General features: G+C 71.6%; 11 protein-coding genes. 3 read left to right on the top strand and 8 right to left on the bottom strand.

What is annotated here, in order from left to right; genetic code table 11:
- Positions 1–39: 39 nt before the first annotated feature.
- Positions 40–1350, bottom strand: coding sequence for a phytase (locus tag IE258_RS20120; protein ID WP_189745398.1), 1311 nt, complete (start codon positions 1348–1350; stop codon positions 40–42).
- Positions 1351–1548: 198 nt separating this feature from the next.
- Positions 1549–2454 carry a LysR family transcriptional regulator gene (locus IE258_RS20115; RefSeq protein WP_189745397.1) on the bottom strand — a complete coding sequence of 302 codons (906 nt, stop codon included), beginning with the start codon at positions 2452–2454 and terminating at the stop codon, positions 1549–1551.
- A gap of 131 nt (positions 2455–2585) precedes the next feature.
- On the opposite strand from IE258_RS20115, the gene IE258_RS20110 reads away from it, so the two are divergent.
- On the top strand, positions 2586–3377 hold the full coding sequence (locus IE258_RS20110) for an inositol monophosphatase family protein (protein WP_189745395.1): 792 nt from the start codon (positions 2586–2588) through the stop codon (positions 3375–3377).
- Between the two features lie 56 nt (positions 3378–3433).
- On the top strand, positions 3434–4030 hold the full coding sequence (locus IE258_RS20105; RefSeq protein WP_189745392.1) for an NADPH-dependent F420 reductase: 597 nt from the start codon (positions 3434–3436) through the stop codon (positions 4028–4030).
- Positions 4031–4114: 84 nt separating this feature from the next.
- Here IE258_RS20105 and IE258_RS20100 read toward each other — a convergent pair whose 3' ends face one another.
- From IE258_RS20100 to IE258_RS20075, 6 genes are all read right to left on the bottom strand, one after another.
- Complete coding sequence (locus IE258_RS20100; protein ID WP_189745390.1) at positions 4115–5008, bottom strand: ABC transporter ATP-binding protein; 894 nt, start codon at positions 5006–5008, stop codon at positions 4115–4117.
- Positions 5005–5994 (bottom strand): ABC transporter ATP-binding protein, encoded by a 990-nt coding sequence (locus IE258_RS20095; RefSeq protein WP_189745388.1) that lies wholly within the window; start codon positions 5992–5994, stop codon positions 5005–5007. The genes IE258_RS20100 and IE258_RS20095 overlap by 4 nt, the downstream gene beginning before the upstream one ends.
- Before the next feature lie 7 nt (positions 5995–6001).
- Positions 6002–6859 (bottom strand): ABC transporter permease, encoded by an 858-nt coding sequence (locus IE258_RS20090; RefSeq protein ID WP_189745386.1) that lies wholly within the window; start codon positions 6857–6859, stop codon positions 6002–6004.
- On the bottom strand, positions 6856–7809 hold the full coding sequence (locus IE258_RS20085) for an ABC transporter permease (RefSeq protein ID WP_159326836.1): 954 nt from the start codon (positions 7807–7809) through the stop codon (positions 6856–6858). Before IE258_RS20085 ends, IE258_RS20090 begins: the two co-directional genes overlap by 4 nt.
- A gap of 4 nt (positions 7810–7813) precedes the next feature.
- Positions 7814–9454 carry an ABC transporter substrate-binding protein gene (locus IE258_RS20080; protein ID WP_189745384.1) on the bottom strand — a complete coding sequence of 547 codons (1641 nt, stop codon included), beginning with the start codon at positions 9452–9454 and terminating at the stop codon, positions 7814–7816.
- A gap of 116 nt (positions 9455–9570) precedes the next feature.
- Positions 9571–10716, bottom strand: a complete 1146-nt coding sequence (locus IE258_RS20075; protein WP_189745381.1) for a C45 family autoproteolytic acyltransferase/hydrolase — start codon at positions 10714–10716, stop codon at positions 9571–9573.
- Positions 10717–10827: 111 nt separating this feature from the next.
- Here IE258_RS20075 and IE258_RS20070 point away from each other — a divergent pair, with 111 nt between their 5' ends.
- On the top strand, positions 10828–11724 hold the full coding sequence (locus IE258_RS20070; RefSeq protein WP_189745379.1) for a MurR/RpiR family transcriptional regulator: 897 nt from the start codon (positions 10828–10830) through the stop codon (positions 11722–11724).
- Position 11725: the final 1 nt, after the last annotated feature.

Below are 11725 nucleotides of genomic sequence, written 5' to 3'. Positions count from 1 at the left end.
GGGCGGCTCCGGCGCCGGCTCGGGCCGTCACGGAGGCTGTCAGTCGTCCAGCGCCTCCAGGACGTCGGCGAGGTCGACGAACTTGAAGCCGGTGGCCTCCCGGTCGCCGTCCTCCGGGGCCGTGTGACCGTCCTGGACGACGAGCAGGCCGTTCGGGTACCTGCTGCCGAGGGGCTCGGCGAGTACGTCCGCGCCGTCGCACTCCTCGGAGCCGTCCAGCGACTCGGACGCGGCGCTAACCCTGAAGCCACCCTCGTACTCGTAGTCGTCGGACCGTTCACGGTCGTAGGCGACGAAGGTGTCGTCGCCCTGGCTGGAGGCGAGCAGGTAGCCGTCCCCGTCATCCTGCTTCAGCAGGGTCAGGCCCTCGACGTCCGCCGAGACCCGGGCACCGCCGAAGCCGGGGTCGTCACCCGCCACACACTCGTCGGACGCCTCGTCGAACGTGGCCGGCACGCCGTACTCGCGGACCTTGTCCTGAAGGACGGGGGCGCCCTTGAGGTCGGCCGGCAGGCGCCAGATGCCCACGTCCTCCTGCCCGGCGAAGAGCGTGCCCGTCTCCGGGTCGACGACCATGCCCTCGACCTGCGGGCCCTCGCCTGGGGCGCCGCAGGGGGACCACTTCGTGCCGTCGGGCATCGTGAAGGCGGCCGGCAGGCTCAGGGTGCGGACCTTCCGGTACGACACCGTGCCCCGGCGCGTCGTGGTCAGCTCCAGCAGCGCGATACGGGTGGTCGCGTTCTGGCTGACGAGTGCGTAGGACCTGCCGGTCGCGGAGTCGGTGTACGTGGCCAGACCGTAGGCGGTGCTCTCCTCGTTGACCTCGTCCTGCGAGTCGGAGAAGATCCACGGCGCCGAGGCGTCCGTGACATCGGTGAGCGGGGCGTCCGGCCGGTCGCCGTCGACGCGGTAGACGCGCAGCTTGTCGCTGCCACGGTCGCTGACGACCGCCAGGTCCGTGGCGCCGGGGCCCGAGGTCGCCCCGTGCACCAGGTCGACGTTGTTGAAGCGGCCGGGGGCGTCGTCCGCTCCGGGCGCCGCCGGCGCGGGGACCGACTGCACCTGCCGGGCGTCGAGGTCGTAGACCCGCAGGCCGCCCTCCTTGGCCGTGGCGATGACCAGGCTGGCGTCCGGGTCCGTGGAGTCGCGCCAGATCGCCGGGTCGTCGGCGTTCGCGTTCCCGCCCTCGTCGTCGTCGAACAGCGCGGCGGTCTCGGCCCGGGGAACGACCTCGGGCGGTGCGGCGGGTGCCGCGGCGTCCGCCGAGGGTACGGCCGCGACGGCTGCGGTGAACACCAGGGTCGCCGTCGCCGCGACGACACGGGAGCGGCGTCTTGAGAACGCGTGCACGGGCTGTCTCCTTCGTCAGGGAGCGGGCGGGACCGACATGCGTCCGGCGTCGGATCGCGACCGCGCCCACCACTGGGACGACGTCACATGATCGAGAACGCGGGCGGAGGACGCGCAACACCCCGGCAACCCGCCGACGACGGATGCATGGCCGATGAGTGAACCGGACGGCCCATCTCCCCGGTGATCCCCCTGTTCTCACCCGCCGCTTCGGCCGCGGAGCGCGGCGCGTGCCAGGTCGCGCAGCCACAGGTGCGCGGGATCGCTGTCGTAGCGCTGGTGCCATGACAGGTGGACCGGGGCCGGCGGCAGTTCGATCGGCAGTCGCAGGACGGTCAGACCGAAAGCCGTGGCTGCCGGGCGCATCGTGATGTCCGGAACGGTGAGCAGAAAGTCGGAGTCGCGTGCGAACGCGAACGCGGCCGCCTCGGTGGGTGCCGCCGCCACCACGTGCCGGGTGAGGCCGAGTTCGGCGAAGGCGTCGTCGAGGGCGTTGCCGAGATTGCCGCGCCGCGAGACGGTGATGTGCTCGGCCGCGGCGTACTGCGCGGCGGTGACCGTGCCGGCCCGCGTCAGCGGGTGCCCTTCCCGTACGACGATCACGTGCCGGCTCTCCGTCACCTGCTCGGTCCGGATGTCCGGCGCCGCCGGACGGCCCGCGTTGGCCTCCAGGTCGACCTGGGCGCGACGCAACTCGGGCGTGTCCACGCTCGATTCCGCGATGAAGCGCAGCCTCACTCCCGGTGCCTGGCTGCGGACGGCGGACAGGAGCGTGGACCCGCCGAGCGTGACCAGGGAATCGTGCCACCGGAGCGTGAAGGTGCGGTCCAAGGAGGCGAGGTCGAGTTCGCGGCTGGGCGCCAGCACGGTCCGGGCCTGGAGGAGCAGGTCGTGCACCTGTTCCCGGACGGCGACCGCATAGGGCGTCGGGGTCATCACGCGGCCGGTGCGGACCAGGATCTGGTCTCCCGTCGTGCGCCGGATCCGGCCGAGGCTGCGGCTCATCGCGGGGGCGGTCACGTGGAGCCGCGCTGCCGCTCCGGCCACGCTGCCCTCCTCGAGGAGCGCGTCGAGCGCTGTCAGCAGGTTCAGATCCAATTGCATGGGAGTCATGTTAGGCGTTCCTTACATGCACTTGCTGTTAATTGACCGGCCTCATACGGTCGAGGAGCGGGGAGAGAACGGCAACGAAGCTCCCCCCACAACCCCTGACCCCTTCTTGGACGGAGACAGTCATGTCGTCGACCTATGTCGAAGTGCTCGCACGGACCGCCGACGCCGTTCGTGCGGCGGGTTCGGTCCTGCGGGAGCGGTTCGGCGACGTGGCTCGCCACGAGAGCCGTGAGGAACTGATGCGGGCTCTCGCCGCGAACGACGAAGCGGTGCTCGAAGTGTTGCGGCCCAGTCTCACGCTCCTCCGCCCCGACGCCCGCTGGGTGGAGGACGAGTTGCAGGGTGGTGCGCTGCCTCCCGGTGAGTGGTGGCTGGTGGATCCGGCCGAAGGCAACGTCAACCACCTGCACGGCCTGCCGGAGTGGGCCGTCACCGCCACTCTCGTGCGCGAGAACCGCCCGGTGCTCACCGCGATTCACCTGCCGTTGACCGGTGAGACCTACACGGCGCTCGCCGGTGGCGGTGCCCATCTGGACGGCCGGGCTCTGCGGGTCTCGGAGACGACGGACCTCGGCCTCGCTCTGGTGGCCACCAGCCAGGCCAGACCGGACGAGGACGCGAGCATCGTGCGGCGCATCGGTTCCTCGGTCACGGCGATGCTGCTCGACGCGCTCGTGGTGCGCACGTCCGTGCCGGCGACCCTGCATCTGGTGTCCGTGGCCGCCGGACGGATCGACGCCTTCTGGCAGTTCGCAGGGGCTCGCGCGGACCTGCTCCCCGGGGCACTTCTCGTGTCGGAGGCCGGAGGCCGGGTCACCGACGCCGAAGGGCGCGCGTGGACTCCGGAGAGCGAGGGCTTCCTGGCCTCCGCTCCGGGAGTGCACGCTGCCGCCGTCGCCGCTCTGACCCGTTGACCGTCGCGGAACATCACCGCGCAACATCACCAGCACGAAGAAGGGACCAGATCACCATGGACCGAATCGCGGTTCTCGGAAACGGCCGTGTCGGCGGCAACCTGGCCGCGGCCCTGACCCGCGCCGGGCACGAGGTGAGCGTCGCGGGGCGCGCACCCGGCGCGGCGGCCGACAGCGCCCGGGAGGCACGCGTCGTCATCAACGCCACGCCCGGCGACAGCTCACTGCAGCGACTGACCGCCCTGCGCGAGGAGCTGCGGGGAAAGATCCTGGTGGACCTTGCCAACGCCACCGTCGACGGACCGGACGGGCTGCCCGCCGAGCTGCTCTTTCCCGGGTCGAGCCTCGCGGAGCAACTGCAGGAAGCGCTGCCCGGCACCCACGTCGTCAAGACGCTCAACACGATGCTCTACCCGGTGATGACCGCGCCGGGCTCACTCGCGCAGAAGCCGACGGCCTTCCTGTCCGGCGAGAGTGCGCAGGCCAAGCAGGTCGTGCGCGAGCTCCTGGGAGACCTGGGCTGGCAGCCCGAATGGGTCACGGACCTCGGCGGGATCGAGAGCGCTCGGGCCGCCGAGGCCGCGGTGCTGTTCGTACCGCATGTGATCCGCTCCGGCGGATTCGCGCCCTTCGCCGTGTCGATCGCCCGCTGAGGCCAAGACCGGCCGGGTCAGCTGTTCGCCTGTTCCGTGAGCCTGCCCTGCGGTTTCCGTGAGCGCGGAGTGCGTCGACTCCTCTCAGTCCTGCACCTTGGCGGAGGGCTGACCGCCCGCCGAGGCTGCCGCGCGGTCCCGTACCGCTGCCGCGCGGTCCCGTACCGCGGCTGCCGGATCCCAGCCGCGGCGGGGAACCGAGGCCAGCAGTGCCCGGGTGTACGCGTCCTCGGGCGCGGTCAGCAGTCGCTGCGTGGGGCCCTGTTCGACGACGGTGCCGCGCCGCATCACCACGGTCTCGTCGGTGACGTGCTGGACCACGGCGAGGTCGTGGCTGATGAAGACGAGGGCGAGACCGGTGTCCTGCCGGATGTCGACGAGCAGTCGCAGGATCTGCGACTGGATCGACACGTCCAGTGCGGCCACCGCCTCGTCCAGGACGAGGACCCGCGGGTTCACCGCCAGGGCCCGTGCGATGGCCAGCCGCTGCTGCTGCCCGCCGGACATCTCGTGCGGGCGGGCGGCGGCCTCGCGGGAGCCGAGGCCGACCCGGTCCAGGAGTTCCCCGATCCGTTCGTGCGCGTCACTCGCGGCGTGCAGGCTCAGCGAGGTAGCCAGGCACTGGCGCGCGGTCAGACGGGGGTCGAGTGAGAGGTAGGGGTCCTGGAAGACCATCTGGATCTCCCGAGCCCGGGCAAGCCGTTCACCGCGGCCGCGGCGTCGGCCCGCCATCCGGTCCCGTCCGTCGACGGAGATCGTTCCCGCGTCGGGCCTGACGAGTCCGACGAGCATGCGGGCGACGGTCGTCTTGCCGGAGCCCGACTCGCCGACGATGCCCACCGACCCGCCCGTCGGCAGGGTGAACGACACGTCGTGCGCGGCGACCAGACTGCCCCCGCCGGGGAGTTGATAGGTCTTGCGCAGCCCGTCGGCGACGAGCAGCGGCGGGGCTGTGGGCCGGGTTTGCGCAGTGGTCACGGGATGTCCTTCGCAGTCGCTCCGGCGGTGGCCGCCGCGGCCTCGGGCAGTCGGCGGCAGGCGGCCTCGCCGCCGTCGGGAAGTTCGGTCGCCTGCGGGGCCCACGCCTCGCAGGCGGGCTCCGCCTGCGGGCACCGCGCGGCGAACGGACAGCCGTCGGATCCGTCCGCGAGGGACGGGGGCCTGCCGGGGATGGGCCGCAGGGGGCGGGACACGCCGAGTTCGGGTGAGCAGTCGAGCAGTCCGCGGGTGTAGGGGTGGCGGGCGTGGTCGAACAGGGTGTGGCCCGACCGGTGTTCCACGATGCGGCCCGCGTACATGACGTACACGCGGTCGCAGTAGGCGGCGGCCAGGTGCAGGTCGTGGGTGATGAACAGCATGCCCGTCTCCCGTCGGCGTCCCAGGTCGCGCAGCAGGGCGAGGATCTCCGCCTGGGTGGTGACGTCCAGGGCGCTGGTGGACTCGTCGGCCAGGATCAGGTCGGGGTCGGCGGCCAGTGCGCCGGCGATCACGACGCGCTGGAGCATGCCGCCGGACATCTCGTGCGGGTACTGGCGCAGGCGGCTGGCCGGATCGTTCAGGCCGACGCTGTCGAGGAGTTCGACGGCGCGGTCGCGGGCGGTGCGGCGGTCGTGGTCGCCGGTGTGCACGAGGCGTTCGACGAGGAAGTCGCCGACACGGTGGACGGGGTTGAGGGCCGAGCGCGGGTTCTGGTGGATCATCGCCACGCGCCGGGCCCGGTGCTCGCGCAGCGCGGTGCCGGTCATGGTCAGCACGTCGGTTCCGGCGACCGTCACCCGCCCGTGCGCCGCGGCGTCGTCGGGCAGGACGCGCAGCACGGCCTTGGCGGTGGTGGACTTGCCGGAGCCGGATTCGCCGACGAGGCCGACGATTTCGCCCGCGGCGACGCGCAGGGACACGTCGGCGAGCAGGGGCCGGGCGGTGCCGGGCAGGTGGACGGTGAGTCGGTCGATGTCGAGCAGCACGGGGTGGCTACCTCCTGGTTCCGAGCCGGTCGGCGAGGTGCACCCCGGCGACGTTGAAGGCCACGACGACGGCGGCGATGGCGGTGCCGGGCACCAGCGCGGGCAGCAGGGCGCCCTGCACGATGGCCGACTGTCCCTCCTGCACCATCAGTCCCCAGTCGGAGCTGGGCGGCTGGGTGCCGAATCCGAGGTAGCTGAGGGTGGCCAGGCTCATCAGCGCCTCGCCGAAGAGGACCACCAGGTACCCGGCGATCGACCGGGCGAGGTTGGGCACGAGGTGGCGTACGCAGATCCGTGCGCCGCCCATGCCCTGCACCCGGTAGGCGTCGACGTAGGGCTTGGCACGCTCGGCCAGGGCCACGCTTCGGGTGTACTTGGCGATGGTGGGCGCGAAGGCGAGGCCGAGGCCGAGTACCGAGGTGGTCATGCCGGTGCCGAAGACGGCGATGATCAGTACGACGAACAGCAGCCCGGGGAAGGCGTACATCACGTCGGTCAGCCGGGAGACGAAGGCGTCGACCCAGCCGCCCCGCCAGGCGGCCAGGGTGCCCAGGCTCACCCCGATGACGCCGGCGAGCGCCAGCAGCAGCACGGGGGCGACGAGACTGGTGCGCGCGCCGTACAGCACGCGGGAGAGCAGGTCCTGGCCGGAGGCGTCGGTGCCGAGCAGGTGCTCGCCGCCGGTGCCGACCAGGGAGGACGAGAGGTCGACGGTGTCGGGGGCGTACGGCGCGAGCAGCGGGGCGAGGACCGCGGCGAGGACGACCAGGGCGAGGAAGCCGATGGCGACGAGCGCGGCGACCGGGCGCCGGGCCCGCCGTACGGTCCGGGCCGGTGCGGGGGCGTCGGCGGGTACGGCACTCATGCGGCGCTCCTTGCGGACTTCAGGCGCGGGTCGAGCAGCGGGTGGGCGAGGTCCACGAGCGTGGTGACCACGACGTAGCAGGTGACCATGAGCAGGAGGACTGCCTGGGCGACGGGGAAGTCGTGGCTGTTGATGGCGCCGACGAGCAGGGAGCCGATGCCGCTGAGGCCGAAGACGGTCTCGATGGCCACGGTGCCGGCGAGCATGCCGGCGGTGACCAGACCGCACATGGTGACGATCGGACCGAGCGCGTTGCGCAGCACATGGCGTCGGACGACCTCGCGCTCGGGCAGGCCCGAGGAGCGGGCCACGGCGACGTGGTCGGCTCCGTCGGCGTCGACGACGGCCTGCCGGGTGACCCGGCTGACGACCGCCAGCGCGCCCAGGGCCATGGCGACGGCGGGCAGGGTGAGGTGGTGCAGGGTGCCGGCGAGTCCTTCTCCGCTGCCGGTGACGGGGAACCAGCCCAGCTGCACGCCGAACAGTGCGACCAGGGCGATGCCGCCGACGAAGGAGGGCACGGACGCGGCGAGGGTGGTGGCGCCGACGACGGCCGAGTCGATCCAGCGGCCCCGGTTGAGCGCGGCGAGCGCACCGGCGCCGACGCCCAGGACCACGAAGAGGACGGTGGCGTAGGCGACGAGTTCCAGGGTGGTGGGGAAGCGGGCGGCAAGCAGGTCGGCGACTTCGTCGCCGTACTGGAAGGAGCGTCCCAGGTCCAGGTGGAGGCAGTCCCACAGCCACCGGCCGTACTGTACGACCAGGGGCTCGTCCAGGTGGTACTGCTCGCGTACGGCGGCCAGGCGCTCGGGGGTGAGGGTGTCGCGGCCGCCCGCCAGGAAGACCGCGGGGTCGCCGGGGGCGGCGTAGATCGCGGCGAAGATGACGAACGACGACGCGAGGAGGGTGGCGAGGAGGCCGGCGAGTCGTCTGCCGATACGGACGATCATGTGCTCAGCCCTTCTTGGCGCCGAGCGACGCGGCCCACGGGTGGTAGAGGTAGGCCATCGAGGCCGGCGGGCCGGTGAGCTTGTCGCTGAGGGCCAGGGCGGTGGGGGTCTGTGCCACGGGGATCCAGACGGCGGCGTCGGTGAACCGGCGCTGGATGTCGACGACCAGCTCGGCGCGCTCGGCGTCGTCCAGCGTGCGCTTGGCCTGTTCGACCTTCGCGTCGTAGGCGGCGCTGTGGAATCCGACCCAGTTGTTGGAGTCGTCGGAGACTCCGTTGTCGTAGAAGCCGACGGGGTCGCTCTTGGAGATGTACCAGTCGGCGACCAGGACGTCGATGTCGGCGCGGGCGGACTTGTCGCCGTAGAACTCGCCGTACTCGGCGGAGGGCACGGTCTTGATCTGTGCCTTGAGGCCGATCTGCTGGAGCGCGGCGCGTACGCCGTTGGCGATGACGAGGCGTCCCTGTGTGCTGTCGGTGCCGATGACGATCGGTCCGTCGGGCCTGTGCTCGGCGTTCTGGACGAGCTTCTTGGCCTTGGCGATGTCGGCGGAGGTGGGCGAGGCGGGGGCGCCGGTCAGGTTCTCCTGGGCGGCGGAGAAGGCGGACTTCTCGTAGCCCCAGGCGCCGGAGCCGACGGGAGTGGCCCAGGGCTGGGCCAGGCCGCCGTAGCCGGACTTGGCTATGCCGGTGCGGTCGAGGCTCAGGGAGAGGGCCTTGCGGATGTCGGGGTCGGCCAGTCCGCCGCGCTCGGTGGGGATGAGGTCGAGGGTCGCGGTGCTGGGCCCGAAGTGCAGGTCGATGCCCTTCTTGCCGTCGAGGGCGGCGGCCGTGCCGACGGAGTCGGTGTAGGCGCCGTCGGCGGCTCCGGTGCGCAGGGCGTTGACCATGGCGCTGTCCTCGGCCCAGCGGAAGACGACCTTGCGGGTCAGTGGCCTGTCGCCCCAGTAGCCGTCGTAGCGCTCCAGGGTGACGGAGTCGCCCGACTTCCAGGAGGCGAGCCGGTAGGGACCGCTGCACGCGTCGGGCCGGCCCGGCGTGCCGAAGTCCTTCCCCTGTTCCTGTACTCGTTTCTGCTGGTAGACGAGTCCGGCGTCACCGGCGAGCGCCTTGGTGAACAGGGCGTCGGGTTCCTTGAAGCGGACGGTGATCTCGTGGGCGCCGGTCTTCTTCATCGACGTCACGTTCTCGAACTCGTCGGCCTCGGACATGTCCGGGTCCGCGTGCCGGCGCAGGCTGAACAGCACGTCGTCGGCGGTCATGGCGGAGCCGTCGTGGAAGGTGACGCCGTCGCGCACGGTCAGGACCAGGGTCCTGTCGTCCGGCCGGTCGGCCTTGACGACGAGCCAGGGCCGCACGGTCATGTCGGGCTGCAACTGGTACAGGCGCTCGCACACGTTGGTGAGCACCGTGCGGCCCGCGCTGCCGCCCTGGGTGTCGAGGTCCAGGGAGTCGGGCTCGTCCTCCAGCAGCCAGTCGACGCTGTCCACCGCACCGGTTGCCGCGGCCGTGGTCGGGGTGAGCTCCAGCTGGGTCACGTCACGGGACGTGCCCCCGGTCCGGCCGGTGTCGGCACCGCTGCAGGCGGTGGCGAGAACCGTCATGCCCGCCAGCCCGAGGGCGGCGATCGAGGTCTTCAACTTCATACGGTGGCTCCTGAGCGGGAAGGGTGGTGCGGAGACTGCTCGTTTCTGCGGGGGGGTGGGGCGCCTGGTGCCCTTCGATCCGGTCCAACGGGGGGGCGTGGGGCCGTCGATCCGGTCTATCGGGGGGCGTGGGGGCCGTCGTAGAGGTTCCAGGGCAGGTGCTGGTAGTCGCGGTCGCAGGGGGTGCCGGCGGTGACGTGGTAGTCGCCGGAGGTCAGGTCGACGCAGGAGGAGACGAGTGTCTGCCACTGCCGTACGGGCGACCTGCGCGGGTCGGGGTGGGTGCACAGGGACTCGGGGAAGCCGAGGTGGTCCGACATGGCCTGCTGGATGGTCTTGCGGGACTCGTCGGGACCCGTGGAGTCCCGCAGCCGCCGCAGCCCCTGCTCGGCGCGGGGGACACGGACCAGGGAGTCGGCGGCCAGCGGTCGGTAGTCGGCGGCGAGAGCGGCGGGGATGCCTGCCTGGTAGTGGTTGCCGTGCACCAGCAGGCCGTCGGTGGGATACATCCAGCGGTGTCCGGCCGGGGTGGTCTCCACGTCGATGGCGAAGCCCTCCCGGCAGGTGAGCAGCGCGTTCCCGGCGATGTGGGCCCGGGTCCGGCTCAGCATGCGCAGGGCGTCACTGATGTTGGACTGGTCAAGGACGCTGCGGCGGATCACCGTCTGCGGCAGTCCGACGGTGTCGTCGAAGCGTCCGCCCAGTCCGTTGGCGTTGAGCGCGATGCCGGCCGAGTTGGCGCCCTGGCGGCCGATCTGTCCTGCCTCCACCTGCATGACGAGGGTCGGCTTCGGGGGCTGGACGACGCGCAGCATCACGACGGTGCCGGCCACCGCGGCCCGCCAGTCCCAGTTCTGCCCGGCCCACACATGGCCGTCGCCGCTCGCCGGTCCGTGGGCGGCGAAGGAGGTGCAGCCCTCGGCGGCCTCCTCGTCCTCGGGCAGCAGCCGGCTGAAGGTGGAGTCGTAGATGACCTCGCCGCGCGCGTTGAGCGCCAGTACGTCGAGCAGGCCCACACCTGCTCCGTCGGCTATTCCCCGCATCTCCTCGACCAGCTCGGGTGCGTGCTCGCGCACCGGCTGCAGCCAGAGCTGGGCGCGGGCCGTGACCTGGTCCCAGGTCAGGCCGGACGCCTCCCCGAAGGCTTCGGTGTAGTAGGCGATGGCCTCACCGATGCGGGAGCGCACCGCTTCGCCGTACTGCCGTCCGCGTTCCTCCGGCGTTCCGGAGATCTCTATGACCGGCAGGAGGGCGTGGTGCATGACAGGGCTCCTCGGGGGGCAGTGGTGTTGTAACATCCATTCCAAAGATGAACATCATTGGAACAAGTTGCTCAGAGCGTAACCACGAAACCGAGGAAGTCAAGAGGCGTAATGGACGTTCCAGAGGCCGGCAGTGTGGGTCCGGGCGGGTTGGCCCGGCTGCGGACCGCGATCCGAGATCTGTGGGGGGAACTCTCCACGTCCGAGCGCACCGTGGCCCAGTACCTCGCGAGTGCACCCGCGGAGCAGATCATGTTCGCCAGCGCCCAGCAGTTGGGCACCGCCAGCGGCACCAGCAACGCCACCGTCGTCCGCACCCTGCAGCACCTGGGTTACGCCGGACTCCCGGCGCTCAAAAGGGAACTCGCCGCGGACTTCACCGCTTCACAGGCGCCCGAGGTCCGCCTCAAGCAGCGCATCTCCCACGTGGGCCAGGACCTGGAGAGCATCTGGGGCGACGTGTTCGACGAGGCTCAGGAACGCATCGAGCAGGCCAGGCGGCTGACCAGTACGAAGTCCTTCGAACGGGCCGTCGAAGCACTGGTCTCGGCCCGCGAGGTCCTCTGTTACGGCGTCGCCGCGTGCGAGGTCGGGGCCCGACACCTCACCCTGTCCCTGGGCCGGCTGGGGCGGCGCTCCCGGTTCAGCGGAGCCACCGGATTCGCCTTCGCCGACGATCTGCTGCCCGTGTCCCAGGGCGACGCGGTGGTCATCTTCCAGCCCGCCCGGCACCTGCACGAACTGACCGTGCTGGTGGAGCGGGCGCGAGCGGTGGGGGCCGCCATCGTCCTGATCACCGACGAACTCGGCGAGCCTTTCGGCGACCGCGTCGACGCCGTGCTCACCGCGCCGCACACTCCCACCGGCAACACCAACGAGTCCCTGACCGGCCTCCTGGTCGCCGATGCCCTGCTGCTGGCGCTGACCACCCTGGACGAGACGCGCGCCGTCGAGCACTCGCACCAACTGACGGCTCTGCGGGATCGGTTGGTACCGCCCCACCGGTGAC

It is taken from the genome of Streptomyces tendae (assembly GCF_014650435.1).
Taxonomy (GTDB): domain Bacteria; phylum Actinomycetota; class Actinomycetes; order Streptomycetales; family Streptomycetaceae; genus Streptomyces; species Streptomyces tendae.
This window is presented reverse-complemented; position numbering and strand designations above follow the sequence as displayed.